The organism is Pseudomonas sp. Bout1 (assembly GCF_034314165.1).
Taxonomy (GTDB): Bacteria; Pseudomonadota; Gammaproteobacteria; order Pseudomonadales; family Pseudomonadaceae; genus Aquipseudomonas.
Genome location: NZ_JAVIWK010000001.1, coordinates 4,915,135 through 4,930,544 on the forward strand (window position 1 = coordinate 4,915,135; position 15,410 = coordinate 4,930,544).

At 63.8% G+C, this 15,410-nt stretch carries 9 protein-coding genes (1 of these 9 running past the window's edge); 3 read left to right on the plus strand and 6 right to left on the minus strand.

Translation table 11 applies throughout. The annotated features are described in order from the left end of the window. Nucleotides 1-7,678 carry the 5' portion of a non-ribosomal peptide synthase/polyketide synthase gene (locus RGV33_RS22685; protein WP_322146231.1) on the minus strand. 4,646 nt of this gene lie to the left of the window's left edge, so the window shows 7,678 of its 12,324 coding nt (coding positions 1-7,678); the start codon lies at nucleotides 7,676-7,678; its stop codon lies beyond the left edge, outside the window. A gap of 209 nt (nucleotides 7,679-7,887) precedes the next feature. Here RGV33_RS22685 and RGV33_RS22690 point away from each other — a divergent pair, with 209 nt between their 5' ends. Together RGV33_RS22690 and RGV33_RS22695 are read left to right on the plus strand one after the other, a co-directional pair. After that, nucleotides 7,888-8,139, plus strand: a complete 252-nt coding sequence (locus tag RGV33_RS22690) for a type II toxin-antitoxin system HicA family toxin (RefSeq protein WP_322146232.1) — start codon at nucleotides 7,888-7,890, stop codon at nucleotides 8,137-8,139. Next, a complete protein-coding gene (locus tag RGV33_RS22695) occupies nucleotides 8,136-8,492 on the plus strand; it encodes a type II toxin-antitoxin system HicB family antitoxin (protein ID WP_322146233.1) in 357 nt (118 codons plus the stop codon). The genes RGV33_RS22690 and RGV33_RS22695 overlap by 4 nt, the downstream gene beginning before the upstream one ends. On the opposite strand, the gene RGV33_RS22700 is transcribed toward RGV33_RS22695, so the two are convergent. After that, nucleotides 8,493-9,665 (minus strand): MFS transporter, encoded by a 1,173-nt coding sequence (locus RGV33_RS22700; protein WP_322146234.1) that lies wholly within the window; start codon nucleotides 9,663-9,665, stop codon nucleotides 8,493-8,495. It abuts the gene before it with no gap. A 134-nt stretch (nucleotides 9,666-9,799) separates the two neighbouring features. Between RGV33_RS22700 and RGV33_RS22705 the strand changes: the two genes are divergently transcribed. Then, nucleotides 9,800-10,378, plus strand: a complete 579-nt coding sequence (locus RGV33_RS22705) for a TetR/AcrR family transcriptional regulator (protein WP_322146235.1) — start codon at nucleotides 9,800-9,802, stop codon at nucleotides 10,376-10,378. Here RGV33_RS22705 and RGV33_RS22710 read toward each other — a convergent pair. From RGV33_RS22710 to RGV33_RS22725, 4 genes are all read right to left on the minus strand, one after another. Beyond that, nucleotides 10,375-11,886 (minus strand): MDR family MFS transporter, encoded by a 1,512-nt coding sequence (locus tag RGV33_RS22710; protein WP_322146236.1) that lies wholly within the window; start codon nucleotides 11,884-11,886, stop codon nucleotides 10,375-10,377. The two genes, RGV33_RS22705 and RGV33_RS22710, sit on opposite strands and share 4 nt — an antisense overlap. Beyond that, nucleotides 11,876-13,006, minus strand: coding sequence for an HlyD family secretion protein (locus RGV33_RS22715; RefSeq protein WP_322146237.1), 1,131 nt, complete (start codon nucleotides 13,004-13,006; stop codon nucleotides 11,876-11,878). The genes RGV33_RS22710 and RGV33_RS22715 overlap by 11 nt, the downstream gene beginning before the upstream one ends. Further along, a complete protein-coding gene (locus RGV33_RS22720; protein ID WP_322146238.1) occupies nucleotides 13,003-14,448 on the minus strand; it encodes a TolC family protein in 1,446 nt (481 codons plus the stop codon). Before RGV33_RS22720 ends, RGV33_RS22715 begins: the two co-directional genes overlap by 4 nt. Nucleotides 14,449-14,562: 114 nt before the next feature. Further along, nucleotides 14,563-15,306 (minus strand): helix-turn-helix transcriptional regulator, encoded by a 744-nt coding sequence (locus RGV33_RS22725; RefSeq protein WP_322146239.1) that lies wholly within the window; start codon nucleotides 15,304-15,306, stop codon nucleotides 14,563-14,565. Nucleotides 15,307-15,410: the final 104 nt, after the last annotated feature.

Genomic DNA, 15,410 nt, shown 5'->3' on the forward strand with positions numbered 1-15,410 from the left:
GCCGCGCACGGCTGACCACCTGGATCGACATGATCGAATCGCCACCCAGCTCGAAGAAATTGTCGCTGATACCCACCTGACCAAGCTTGAGCACGTCTTGCCAGATCGTCGCCAGTTGCTGCTCCAGCGCGTTGCGCGGAGCGACGTAGGCTTGTTGCAGTTGACTGACATCCGGTTTGGGCAGGTTCTTGCGATCCAGCTTGCCGTTCGGCGTCAGCGGCATGCGTTCCAAAGACAAGACATACGCCGGCACCATGTGCGCCGGCAGTGCGGCCTGGAGCTGCGCACGCAGGTCTTCGGTGAGGCCCGCACGGGCCGAATCGCCGACCACATAAGCCACCAGGCGCTTGCCGCTGCCGGCGTTGCCTTCCTGGGCCACGACCACCGCTTCGCGTACGCCATCAAGGGCTTGCAGCGCCGCTTCGACCTCACCCAACTCGATGCGGAAACCGCGGATCTTCACCTGATTATCGATACGATCCAGATAGTCGAACGTGCCGTCGGCGCGCTGGCGCACCAGGTCGCCGGTGCGATAAAGCAGGCCGCCAGCGGTGCTGAACGGGTCAGCGACAAAACGCTCGGCAGTCAGCCCCGGTCGGTTGAGGTACCCACGGGCCAGGCCGCTGCCCCCCAGGTACAACTCACCGGCCATGCCTTGGGGCAACAGGTTCAGGTCGGCGTCGAGCACATAGGCGCTGCGGTCACCGATGCGGCTGCCGATCGGCGCGTACGCGGCACCGCATGGCACCTCGCGACCGGCCTTCCAGATCAGCGGGGTGACCACGGTTTCGGTAGGGCCGTAGCCGTTGATGATGTAGTCCGGATCGAGCGCACGCTTGACCCGCTCGAAACTGGCGTTCGGCACTGCGTCACCGCCAAAGCAATAGATGCGCACCTTCGGCGGATTGCCGACGCGCTCGGCATGTTCAGCCAGTTGTTGCAGGTACACCGGCGGGAACGCAACCACGGTCACGCCGTGTTTGATCATGGCGTTGTAGGTCTGCTCCGGCGTCCACAGCGTGTCGTCGCGAATCAGCAGCGAAGCCCCGTGAGTCAAGCTGGTCAGCCAACGTTCGTGGGCACCGTCGAAGGCGAACGACATGAAATGGAACTCACAATCGCTGTCGCGCATTTCATAGCGCTGGCCGATGGCCTGGCAATGCATGGCCAATGGACCGTGGGCGACGCTGACGCCTTTCGGATTGCCAGTGGAGCCGGAGGTGTAGATCACATACGCAAGGTTGTGCGGGTCGAGCTGCACCGACGGCGCCTTGATCGACTGCTCACGCAGGTCAAGACGATCCAGTTCCAGCAAGGGGACCGATTCGGCAACCGGCAGTTGCGCCGACACCGACGAATCGCTGATCAGCAGCGCCAGCCCCGAATCCTCGATCAGATAGGCCAGGCGCTCGCGCGGGTAGCGGGTGTCCAGCGGCACATAAGCGCCGCCGGCCTTGAGCACCGCCAGCAACGCCACAATCACCGACTCGCTGCGCGGCAACGCCACTCCCACACGGGTTTCCGCGCCAACGCCACGGGCAATCAGCGCGTGGGCCAGTTGGTTGGCGCGCTGGTCGATTTCACCGTAGCTGAAATGCCGATCGTTGAAAATCACCGCCGTGCGTTGTGGGCGTTCGGCCGCCAGGGCGGCAATGCGCTGATGCACGCCGATGTCCACCGGGTATGGCTGTGGGTGGTTCTGCGCTTGCTGGCGGGCCTGTTCGTCGCGGCTTGCCAGGGCGATTTCACCCAGGTTGCGTTCTGCCGACTCGGCAAATTGCTCAAGCAGTTGCAGCAAATGCACACTGATGCCTTCGATCACCTCACTCTCGAATTGGCCGCGGTCGAAGCTGTAATGCAACGCCAGCTGCTGGCCGAGGGTCACCGCCACGCTCAACGCGTAATGCGTCTGCTCCAGGTTGCCTACATCGCCAAACACCAGCCCCTGCCCGGCCTGGTTCAGCGCCTGGGCTACCGGATAGTTTTCGAACACCAGGATATTGTCGAACAGCGCTTCACCGCCCTGCCCGGCCCAACGCTGGATGTCCGCCAGCGGCGTGTGTTCGAAGTCACGCAGGCTGAGGTTCTGCGCCTGCACCGTTTGCAACCATTGACCAACGCTTTGATCCGGACGCGGTGCGCCGATCACCGGCAAGGTGTTGATGAACAGACCGACCTGTTGCTCGATGCCGGGCAAGTCCGCCGGACGTCCGGCCACGGTCGCGCCGAACGCCACCGCTTCGTGCCCGGTATAGCGTTGCAGCAACAGCAGCCACGCGGCTTGTACGAGGGTGTTGACGGTGATTTTCTGCTGGCGGGCAAACGCTTCCAGCGCCTGGGTGTGTTGCGCATCCAGCGTCAGGTAATGGTCGCCGTGACCGCTCTGGCGCTCGCCTGCAGTGGCCGCGCGGGCCAGTCGGGTCGGCTCTTGCAGCGCGGCCAGTTGTTCGCTCCAGAAGTCCTGGCTCAATTGGCCATCCTGACGTTGCAGCCAGGCGATGTAATCGCGATAACGGCCGCCGGCATTCGCCGGTGTGCGGCCGCTATAGCGTTGCAATACTTCGCCGAGCAACTGCGAGTTGCTCCAGCCGTCCATCAGGATGTGGTGATGGGTGTAAATCAGGTGCCATTGGTCGCTGCCGGTCTGCACCAGCACCAGGCGCAGCAAGGGCGCACAGGCCAGGTCAAAGCCTTGCGCTCGCTCGGCATCGGCCAGCGCCGCGAGGGCCGCCGGCTGATCGTCGCGGGCGCGCCAATCCAGTGTGGCGAACGGCAGTTGCACCTGCTTGTGCACGATCTGCAGCGGTTGCGCCAGTTCGCCCTGCCAGACGAAACCGCTGCGCAGGATATCTTGCGCATCGACGGTGGCCTGCCAAGCGGCGCGGAAGCGCTCGGGATCAAGGCCCTGCACGTCGACGCGCAACTGGTTGATGTACTCACCCGCCGCCTGTTCGTACAGGGTATGGAACAGCAACCCTTGCTGCATGGGCGACAGTGGATAGAGATCGTCGAGCTGACCGGCCGGCACCGGCAGCGCATCCAGTTGCGCCTGGGTCACCCGCGCCAGCGGGAAGTCCGAGGGTGTGGCTTGCGCGGCCGGCAAGGTGCAGCAGTGTTCGATCAGCGCGTGCAGTTCGCTGGCATAGTGGTCCACCAGTTGCTGCACGGTCGCGCTGTCGAACATCTCGCGGCTGAAGCCCCAGCTCATCGACAGTTCGCCGCCATAGACCTGGCCTTCAACCGTCAGCCAGTTGGCCAACGGCGCCGCCAGATCCTGCGCCACACCGCTGGTTTCGGCAGACGGCACAAACAAGGCCGCCTCGTCGAACTGACGGTCGAACTGGCCCAGGTAGTTGAAGGTGATCCGCGGTGGCGCCAGTGCCGCCAGCTCGGCGCGTATTGCCGGGGCCGCCAGATGACGCAACACGCCATAGCCCAGGCCTTTGTCCGGCACCGCGCGCAGTTGCTCCTTGATCGACTTGATCGAACCGTCGAGATCATCGTTGGCGGTGAGGTTGACTGCGAACAGGCTGGTGAACCAACCCACGGTGCGGCTCAGGTCAATGTCATCGAACAGGTCTTCGCGGCCATGGCCTTCAAGCTCGATCAGCGTGCCCGCCTGACCGGTCCAGCGACTGAGGGTACGGGCCAACGCGGTGAGCAGCAGATCATTGACCTGCGTGCGGTACGCGGCGGGCGCCTGTTGCAGCAACTGACGGGTACGCTCGGCGTCGAGTCGCCATTCGATTTTTTCACCCTGCGCATTTTGCAGGCTGGCGTGAGGTCGGTCGCACGGCAGGTCCTTCGCATCCTGATGTTGGGTTTTCCAGTACATCAGTTGTTCATCGAAGCGCTGCGCTTGCTGTTCGAGCCGTGCAGTCCAACCCTGGAATGCACTGGTTTTCGGCGCCAGCTCAACGCCGCCGCCTGCCGCCAATTGTTCGTATGCCTGTTGCAGATCTTCCAGTAATACGCGCCAGGACACACCGTCGACCACCAAGTGGTGAATGATCAGCGCCAGGCGCTGGCTGCCATCGGCCAGCGTGACCAGCAAGGCTCGCAACAGCGGGCCGCTTTGCAGGTCAAGGCTACGCTGCGCCTCGTTGCACAAGGCATTCAAGTGTTCAGCCGATTCGGCAGCGCGTAGCCACAGATCAGCGCTTGCCACCGGAGCATCATGATTTTGCTGCCAGCCCTCGGTGCTTTCGGTAAACCGCAGGCGCAAGGCATCGTGGTGATTGATGATGTGCGTCAGCGCTGTATCGAGCCACTGCGCATTCAAGGCCTCACGCGGGGTCAGCAGCAGCGATTGGTTCCAGTGTTCGCGCACCGGCATCCCGCGGCTGAAGAAATGCTGCTGGATCGGCCCGAGCACGGCATCACCGGTCACCGGTCCCTGATCCACCGCCGAGCGATTATCGAGGGTGGCGACCAGTGCCAGGCTGCGTACGGTCTGGTACTGGAACAGGTCACGCGGGCTGATGCGGATGCCAGCCTGCCGCGCACGGCTGACCACCTGGATGGAGATGATCGAGTCGCCGCCCAGTTCGAAGAAGTTGTCTTCGAGCCCCACGCGCTCAAGGCCGAGCACATCCTCCCAGATCGCCGCCAGGGCTTTTTGCAGCGCATCCTGTGGCGCCACGAACGCTTGCTGCGGTGCAGCGTCCGGCAACGGCAAGGCCTTGCGGTCGAGCTTGCCGTTGGCGGTCACTGGCAGCTTCACCAGCGGCATCAGATGGGTGGGCACCATATATTCCGGCAGGCTGTTCAACAGCCACGCTTTCAACGCCGGTTGCCATGGGGTCGTTGGCTCGTCGCCTTCCAGCACCAGGTACGCCACCAACTGTTTACCGCCCTGCACCAGCACCACGGCCTCGCGTACCAGCGGGTGTTGCATCAGGCGGGTCTCGATCTCACCGAGTTCGATACGCAGGCCGCGCAGCTTGACCTGGTGATCGAGGCGACCGAGGTATTCGATCACACCATCGACGCGCAGGCGCACCCGGTCGCCGGTGCGATACAGCCGCGCACCCGCAAGGAACGGGCATGGCACAAAACGCTCGGCGGTCAGCGCCGGGCGACGGTGGTAACTGCGGGCCAGCCCGGTGCCGCCCAGGTAAAGCTCACCGGCGACACCGGCCGGTACCGGGTTCAGTTGCGCGTCCAGTACATAGGTGCCCAGGTTGGCGATGGGCCGGCCGATCGGCACGCTGTCGGCACCTTCGTCGATGCAGGTCCAGTGAGTGACGTCGATGGCCGCTTCAGTCGGGCCGTAGAGGTTGTAAAGACCAGCGCCGGGCAGCTTGGCGAATACCTGCAGCTGCGCATCCAGCGCCAGCGCCTCGCCGCTGCATACGATGCGCTTGAGGCTGGCGCAGGCCTGCACGCCCGGCTCATGGATAAATGCCTGGAGCATCGACGGCACGAAGTGCAGCGTGGTGATGGCGTGCTCGCCAATGGTCTCGATCAGGCGTGCCGGCTCGCGATGCGCGCCGGGCGCTGCGACCACCAGCCGTGCGCCGCTCATCAACGGCCAGAAGAACTCCCACACCGACACGTCAAAGCTGAACGGGGTTTTCTGCAACACCGCGTCGCTGGCGTCCAGGCCATAGGCTTGCTGCATCCAGCACAGGCGGTTGACCAGCGCGCGATGGCTGTTGCCGGCGCCCTTGGGTTTGCCGGTAGAGCCGGAGGTGTAGATCACATACGCAAGGTTCAGGGCCTCCACGTTGACGGCCAGTGATTCGTCGCTGTAGCCGTCGAGCCAGCCTTCTGCCTGGTCCAGGGCAATGACGCTGATGGTGTCGACCGGCAAGGTCGCCAGCAGGCTGTGCTGGCTGAGCAGCAACCGTATGCCGCTGTCTTCGATCATGTAGGCCAGGCGGTCGCGGGGGTATTCCGGGTCCAGCGGGACGTAGGCGCCACCGGCCTTGAGAATCGCCAGCAGGCCGACCACCATTTCGATGGAGCGCTCGATGCAGATCCCCACCAGTACGTCCGGTCCAACACCCTGCTCGCGCAAGGCATGGGCCAACCGGTTGGCGCGCGCGTCGAGCTGAACGTAGGTCAACTGCGTCGCGCCGAACACCAGAGCAATGGCGTGCGGAGTGCGTTGCACCTGATCGTCGATCAAATGGTGAATGCCACGTTCGGTCGGGTACGTCGCGGCCGTCTGGTTCCAGTCATGCACCAGCACGTGCTGCTCTGTGGCTTCGAGCATCGACAGTTCACCGATGCGCTGGCTGCCATCGGCGACCATCGCCTGCAACAGGTTGAGCCAATGCCGGGCCATGCGCTCGATGGTGGCGGCGTCGAACAGGTCGTTGGCGTAGGTCAGTGCAGCGTGCAGGGTGCCGGATTTTTCGAAGGTGTCCAGGCTCAGGTCGAACTGGGTGGTGCGGCCTTGCCATTGCACCAGCGACAACTCAAGCCCGGAAGCGGTGTTGACCGCAGCGATGTCCGCCACTTGCGGCTGGTGGTTGTACATCACCTGGAACAGCGGCGTATGGCTCAGGCTGCGCTCGACTTTCAAGGCTTCTACCAGGCGCTCGAACGGCAATTCCTGGTGAGCCTGGGCGCCCAGCGCGTGTTCCTTGATGCTTTGCAGCAGTTGGTCGACGCGGGTTTGCCCGGTCAGCTCGGTGCGCAACACCTGGGTGTTGACGAAGAAACCGATCAGCCCTTCAACTTCGCTGCGATTACGGTTGGCAATCGGCACGCCAACCCGAATATCGCCCTGGCCGGTGTAACGGTGCAGCAGCACATTGAACGCGCCAAGCAGCAGCATAAACAAGGTGACATTGTGTTTTTGCGCGCAACTGCGCAGCTGCGCGGCCAACGCCGGGTCAATCGCAAAATCATGCCGGGTGCCCTGGTAGCTGGGCATCGTCGGGCGCGGATGGTCGATGGGCAACTCCAGTACCGGGTGCTCATCCCCCAGGCGTGCCTGCCAGTATTCCAGCTGACGGGCCTGCTCGCCGGCCTCCAGCCAGCGGCGCTGCCACAGGGCGTAGTCGCTGTACTGGATCGGCAGGGCCGACAGTTGCGGCGGCTCATTGCGCTCATGGGCGTCGTAGCAGCGGATGAACTCGTCGATCAGCACGTTCATCGACCAGCCGTCGGAGACGATGTGGTGCAAGGTCAGCAGCAATACGTGCGCCTGCTCCGCCAGTTTGAGCAATTGCACCCTCAGCAACGGGCCGTTGGCCAGGTCGAAGGGCAGCAGCGACTGGCGGGTGGCGGCCTGCATCACCGCCTGCTCACGCTCGGCGGGTGCCAGGGCACTGAAGTCCAACTGTTCAACCACCAGCGGCGACTGCATGGCCACTTGCGACAGGCGCTCGTCTGCCTGGGGCTGGAACACCGTGCGCAAGGTTTCATGGCGGGCCACCAGGCTGGCGAACGCTTGCTCGATCGCCGGCAGGCTCAACGCGCCCTTGAGCCGCACCGCGCCAGGCAGGTTATAGGCGCCACTGGCCGGGTCCAGTTGCCAGAGAAACCACATCCGCTGCTGCGCGTAGGACAGCGCCTGGCGGTCGGCTGCAGCCACCCCTGCCGGGATCGGAAACCGGGAAAAATCCACCCCTTCCTTGTGCAGCGCCTGGAGGAACATCTGGCGTTTTTCCAGGGGCAACCCGATAAACCGGCGAGCAAGTTTCAAGGAGTCTTCAGCGTTCATTTCTTGGGATCCGGGGCAATAGGCAGGAAGCACAAAGGCACGTCGTCCCTATAAAACGAATCCGGAGGGGAAAAATTAGCGGGGGATTGGGGGCGCAGACCACGGTGTCATCAAGGGTTACATCAAACACCGAGTCGCTCGGCGAGGCTGTCCTATCATTGACGCAACCCATCATTTGCAACTACATTTAGTTACAGGCAAGGATCGCCGTGTCGAAAAATGAAAAGCTGCTGGCCAAACTGTTCAATGAGCAATCGGCCTTTACCTGGTCCGAACTCGTCACGCTGCTGCGGCGCCTGGGCTACACGCAAATCGAAGGGGCGGGTAGCCGGGTCAGCTTCGACAAGGGCGACCCCAGTGCAATGATCACCCTGCACAAGCCTCACCCCGGCAACGAACTGAAACACTACATTCGGCGCCAGGTCATCGAACAATTGAAATCAGGAGAACTGATTCAGTGAACAACCAGCTGAAACACAAAGGCTACATCGGCTCCATCGAAGCCAGCATCGAAGACAACTGCCTGTTCGGGAAGCTGCTTTTCATCAAGGCCCTGGTCAGCTACGAGGGAAAAACCGTCGCCGAGTTGGACACGGCTTTTTGCCACGCCGTAAACGACTACATCGAGACCTGCCAGGCCCTTGGGCAAACACCGGAAAAGCCCTGCAAGGGTTCGTTCAACGTCCGTGTCGGCCATGACCTCCACTTGGCCGCTGCCCTCGCGGCAGCCCGGCAAAAAGTGACGTTGAACGATCTCACGCGGCAAGCGCTGAACGAATTCCTGCAACATCGCGGCGCACTGGTGACAGGGTAATCACCCCAACCGCCGATACCCCGACAGCGCCGCCCCCAGCACCACCGCCCCCGCCGCCAGCGCCACCCAGAACCCGCTGGGTGCGCCGAAGTGGTCGATCATCCAGCCCGAGCTGGCAGCGCCGATGGCCACGCCGATGCTCAGGCCGGTGATCAGCCAGGTCATGCCTTCGGTCAGGCGGCTCGGCGGTACGATTTGTTCCACCAGGGCCATGGACACGATCAATGTCGGGGCGAAGAACAGGCCGGAGATGAAAATTGCTGCCGCCAACCCGGGAATGTTCGTCACCAGCAACAACGGCAGCGTAGTGATCGCCGTCGCCACGCCGCAGTACAGGAACTGGCGAGGCAGCGGGGATTTCAATTTCAGGGCACCAAACGCCAGCCCGGCCAGGCACGAACCGATGGCATACACCGACAACACAATGCTCGCGGCAGCCGGCTGGCCCTGATGCTGGGCGAAGGCGACGCTGACCACGTCCACCACGCCGACGATGATGCCCATGGCCATCAACAGCACCATCAGGATCAACACCGAGGGCGAAGCGATCAGCCACCGGCCATGCTCTGCGTGGTGTTCATGCACCGGCGGTTCGGTCTGGCGTTGCAGCACGAACGCGGTCACACCCACCGCCAGGAACAGCGCGGCAATCAACGGCCCCGCTTCGGGGAACAACAGCACGCACAAGCCCACCGAGACCGGCGGGCCCACAATGAACACCACCTCATCAAGCACCGACTCCAGGGCAAACGCGGTTTGCAACTTGGGCTGGCCGCGATACAGCGCGGTCCAGCGTGCCCGCACCATGGCCGACATGTTGGGCATGCACCCGGCCAGGGCGGCGAAGATGAACAGCGTCCAGCTCGGCGCCTGCATGCGGGTACAGAGCAACAACAGCAACAGCGCACCGCCGCCGATGGACGCCGCAACCGGCAACACCCGCCCCTGGCCATAACGGTCCACCAATCGCGAAACCTGGGGCGCACAGAACGCCGTGGCCAGCGCGAAGGTGGCCGTCACCGCACCGGCCAGTCCATAACCGCCATGCACTTGCGACAGCATAGTGATCAAGCCGATCCCGGTCATGGAGATCGGCATGCGGGCGAGCATGCCCGCCCATACAAAAGCCCTGGAACCAGGCGCCTGGAATAGCTCGGCGTAGGGGTTCGCCATGGTGTGTAACCTCTTCCTGAGCGCCCCGAAACTTGCTATTCGCAAGTTTCGGGGCAAAATACATACGATGCGTATGTGACAAATCATGCGTAACATACGCGCCGTATGTCAATCACCTATTGTGAGCCTTACCCATGAGCCGAGCCCGTGCCGAGATGATTGAAGACACCCGCGCCCGCCTGATCGCCAGCGCCCGCCAGGCCTTCGCCACACACGGCTACGCCCAGACATCGATGGACGATTTTACCGCTCGCGCCGGCCTGACCCGGGGTGCGTTGTACCATCATTTTGGCGACAAAAAGGGCTTGCTGGCGGCGGTGGTTGCCCAGCTCGACGGTGAAATGGACGCGAGCCTGCACCGTATCTCCGAACAGGCCGACACCCCCTGGGACGGCTTCTGCGAACGTTGCCGGGCCTATTTGCGCATGGCCCAGGATGCCGAGATCCAGCGCATTGTGCTGCAGGATGCCCCGGCGGTTTTGGGCGCAACCGACCAGCAGCAATGTGTGGATTCGCTGCGCAGCTTACTTGATGACCTGATGCAAGCGGGCCTTATCGAGCAAGCCTGCAGCCAGGCGTTGGCGAGGCTGATCAACGGCAGCCTGGTGAGCGCATCGCTGTGGATCGCCCAGGATGAACACCCGGGCGAGCGACTGGAAGAAGCCTTGCAAGGGCTGGAGTTGCTGTTGCGTGGCTTGAAGCCCTCGGCCTAGGTGCGCCGCAACAGCAACGCCGCCACCGCACAGGCGGCCAACGCCACACACGCCAGAAAGAAGGCATCGCTGTAGGCCATTAAAAACGCCTGATGGCGAATGCTCTGGTCCAGCAGGTTCAGCACCACTTGATGCTCCGGCAGTTGTTGCTGCAGTACTGCGCCACCAGGCAGTTGCTGCTGCAGGGCCGGGTCGAACAGCGTCACCGACTCGCCAATGCGCGCCGAATGCACGCGCTCACGCACCACCACCAATTGCGCCAACAGCGCCGTACCCACCGCACCGCCCAGGTTGCGCAACATCGAGAACACCGCCGAGGCCGACCCGGCCTGCGCCTTGGCCAGGCCATGTACCGCCAGTACCGACAACGCCACCATGATCAACGGTTGGCCCATACCGCGCACCACGATCGAGGGCACGATCACGTTGCTGGCGCTGTCTGCCGACAGGTGCGCGCCCATCCAGCAGCCCAACGCCATGATCGCGAACCCCGACGCCACCAGCATTTTAGCGCTGACCCATTTCATCAGGCGCGGTAGAAACGGCGCCATGATCAGCTGCACCAGCCCATACGCAATCAGGCTCACGCCGATTTCGCGGGCGTTGTAGTGCTGCAATTGCGACAGGTAGTTGGGCACCAGAAACACCAGGCCGTAGGTGCTGGCGCCAAAGATAAACATCGCCACGCTGGCCACGCCAAAGTTGTAGTGCCCCAACAGCCGCAGGTTGATAAAGGCATGCGCACCCCATAACTGACGAGCAACGAAGCCGATCAATCCCACCACCGCCACCAGCGTCATCCACACGATATAGGGCGAGCCAAACCAGTCCTTGCGCCCGCCCTCCTCCAGCACAATCTGCAACGCCCCCAGCCCCAGCACCATGCAGCCGATACCCAGCCAGTCGCCCTGGCGCAGCAGGCTCAGGTTCATCGGCTGGCGGTCGATGGACCAGGCCACTGCCGCCAGCAGTGCGACCCCCGGGAACAGTTGCAGGTAGAAGATCCAGCGCCAGGAATACGCGTCGGTCAGCCAGCCGCCAATCGACGGCCCGGCCGCCTGGGCAACGCTGTTGGCCAGGCTGAACAACGCCATGCCCAGCGGGATCTTGCTGGCGGGCAGCTCAGTGATGATCAGTTGGAATGACAACGGGATCAGCACCGCCCCGGCTGCGCCCTGAACCACCCGGATAACAATCATCACTTGCAGGTTCGGCGACAGCGAACACGCCACCGAAGCCACCAAAAATATCCCGGAGCCCCACAGCATCACGCGGCGCAGGGAGAACACCTGCACCAGCCAGGCCGTCAGGGGGATCATGATGATTTCCGCCACCAGGTAGGCCGTGGAAATCCATGAGCCTTCCTCAAACGTTGCGCCCAGCGCGCCTTCGATTTCCGGCAGCGCCGCGCTGGTGACGTGCACGTTCATCCCGGCCATGAAGCAGCCGAACAGCCCACCGATCACCGCGACCCAGGCGCGAAACGGCACACGCCCTTCAACCTCCATGGACGTGCTCCTGCGCGCTACCGGGCCGGGTATCGACCGTGGCGATGACCGACATGCCCGGCAAAACCCGCGATTCACCAGGCTCCAGGCGGATCTTCACCGGGAACCGCTGGACGATCTTGGTGAAGTTGCCGGTGGCGTTGTCTGGCGGCAACAGCGCAAATACCGCACCGGAGCCGGGAGCGATGCTTTCCACTTTGCCGCGCCAATGCGCACCGGCAAAACTGTCCACCGCGATTTCTACCGACTGCCCGGGCGACATGTGCTGCAACTGGGTTTCCTTGTAGTTGGCAATCACATAGGCCTGCTCCACCGGCACCACCGCCAGCAGCGGCAGGCCGGGCATCACGTATTGCTGGCGACGGACCTTGCGCTGGCCTACCACGCCATCGAAAGGCGCACGGATCTCGGTGTCTTTCAGCGCGTTGCGGGCCAGGGCCAGGTTGGCCTGGGCTTCGCCGATGCGCGCCTGGTGTTCAAGGATTTGCGCCTGTGCCTGTTGACGACGCGCCTGCACGACCTGCAGCTGTGCCTGCTGGCGCGCTACCTGAGCGCTCGCTTGTGCCAGCGCTGCCTGAGCCTGGGCCTTACTGGCACTGACGGTTTCCAGGTGCTGGGCGCTGGCGACCTGTTGCGCGACCAATTCACGATAGCGCTGGTAATCGAGCCCCGCGCGCCGGGCCTCGGCCTCGCCGCTGCTCAAGGCCGCGCGGGCCTGGGCAATACGTTGCCGTTGCTCGCTCATTTGTGCGTCGAGGGTTTGCACCGAGGCCAGTTGCGCCGTCGCCGCCGCCTGCGCCTGTTGCAATTGCGCCTGGGCGCTGTTGAGCCGCTCGGTAAAATCCCGGTCGTCGATACGCACCAACAGGTCCCCGGCCTTTACCGGCTGGTTATCTTCCACCAGCACCTGGGCCACATACCCGGCGATCCGTGGGCTGATGGCGACCCAGTCGGCACGCACGTAGGCGTCGTCGGTTTCTTCAAGAAAGCGCCCCCACTGCCACCAATACCCGGCAAAGGCTGCCAGCCCCAACAGCGTGGCGAGCGAGGCCGTGGCTATCAGGGCGCGACGATGGCGCTGCATAACTGACAGGCGAATGGGTTCAACAGCCTGGTTCATGGCTTGGCTCCAGCAACGATAGGTAAGGGGGCGGTTTGTTCGTCACGCTGCCAGCCGCCACCGAGGGCCTGGAACAGGTCGATCTGGCGGTTGATCAAACGCAGATCGGACTCGGCCACACGGGCTTCAAGGCCTACAAGGCTGCGTTCACTGTCCAGCAGTTGCAGCGCATCCAGCGCGCCGGCGTGGTAGCCACGGGAGGCCAGGTCAAAGGCATGGCGGTTGCTGCCCAGGGCAGCGGCCAGCGCCTGGCGCCGCTGCTGTTCGCCCTGGTACAAGGCCATGGCCTGTTCAACCTGCTTGAGCGCGGTGAGCACTGTGCCGTCAAACTGTGCCAACGCCTGGCGGGCTTCGGCCTGGCTCTGCCTGACGTGCGCCTGGGCGACTTGCCGGTTGGGAAAGCGCCAGGACACCAGCGGCCCCACGGAGTACACCGTTGCATAACTGTCCCCCAGTTTGCCCAGGCTGCTGGCAGACGAACCAAGCATCGCGCCGAAGGTAATCCGTGGGTAAAGCTCGGCCCGCGACAGCCCCACCGTGGAATTGGCGGCGCGCAGCTGCCCCTCGGCGCGACGGATGTCTGGCCGGCGCTGCACCAGCGCCCAGCCCTCGCCCACCGGCAGCGGGGCTTGCAACTGCGGGCCTTGGGCACAGCTGCGTGGGGTGACCTGCTCCGGCGGCAAACCACTGAGCACGGCCAGCTCATACAGCGCGCTGCTGCGCCGGGCCGCAAACATCGGCAAGGGCGCACGGGTTTCTTCCAACAGGCCTTGCAGGCGGCTCAGGTCCAGCTCCGTCGCCGCGCCGGCCTGTTGCAGCTTGTGCGTGAGCGCCACGCTTTGCTCCAGAACCTGCACCGAGTGCGCTTGCACCTGCTGCTGCAACCCATACACGCAGGCCTGGGCGTAAGCGCGGGCGGTCTGCGCGGCCACCGTCACCCGCAACTCGTCTTCCAGCGCCCGCGCCACTTGGGCATCCGCGCGCGCTGCGGCAATGCGATAACGCACCTCACCCCACAGGTCGAGGGTGTAGCTCAGGGAAAATTCAGGCGTGTGGCTCCATTGCGCACCGGCATGACTGCGGGTGGCCTGGGCCAGGGTCTGGTCGTCACGGCTGCGACCGTAGGCCAGGCCGTAGTCCAGGGACGTGGCCGGCAGGCGCTCGCCGTCTGCCTGTTCCAGCCGCGCCAGCAAGGCATCGACATGGGCCGCGGCGGCTGCAAGGTCTTTGTTCTGGCGCAGGGCCCGCGCCACCAGCGCATCCAGCTGCGGGTCGCGGTACAACTGCCACCAACGGGCGGGCAACGCCTCGGCGGATTCGGCCGTGAGCCGCGGGACGGGCTGCGCCGTGACGGTGGATGGCTGGCCGGACACGCCACTGCACCCGGCCAGCACGCTTAACAGGGCGATGGGCATCCATGGATGAAAAGAAGGGCTGTGCATCACAAGGCTCGCTCAAGAAGGAGCCTTGCAGGTTAGGCAGGTGGCCTGTCCGATTCGCCAGCGTCAGGGCCATGTATCGTCGCTAAACGGACAATTGCGTTACCTGACGCAACACTAAGCCCCCGGGCGAAAATGACTGGGTGGATATCCCAGCGAGCGACGAAACATCGCACTAAACGCACTCGGGCTCTGATAACCGTGCTCCAGTGCCACCTCCAGGATCGACACGCCCTGGGCCAGCGACTTCAAGCTCAGGGCCAGCCTGGCGCGTTTGCGCCATTCGCCGAAGCTCATGCCCAGCTCGCGCTGGAACACCCGGCTCAGGGTACGGGCGCTCATGTTCAGGCTGTCGGCCCAGGATTCCAGGCTGCTGTCGTCGGAAGGGTTGCGGATGAAGTGCGTGCATAACCTCGCCAACCGCGCCTCGCCGGGCACCGGCACGTGCATCGCCACCACTGGCGCGGCAAGCAACTCCATGCGGATCAACTCGACCATTGCCTGCAGGCGCGGGCTGTTGTGCCCGGCAATCTGCGTGGCCGCGACAATCAACTCGCGCAGCAACGCCGACACTTCGATCACCTGGCAGGTGCGGCCCAACCCCGGCTCGGCCTCGGGCATCAGGAACAGCGTACGCATGTGCACTTCGCCGGCCATGCGGATTTCGTGCGGGGTGCCGGCCGGCACCCACAGCGCATGCCCGGACGGCACCAGCCAACTGCCCTGGGCGGTGCTGACCACCATCACCCCGGACACCCCATGGATCAACTGCGCCTGAGCATGGCAATGGGGATGCACCACGTCGTCATTGCGGTAATTATCGGCGTAGGCTTCAAGCCATGGGCGGGGTTGGCTGTTCATCGGCAAAAGGCTCGGATCAATCAAGGGTTGATTCTAGCGAAAAGCCCCGTGGCGAAAACGATAGATATAGACAGCCATCGTCGCATTCAAGACAGCCGGTGAAC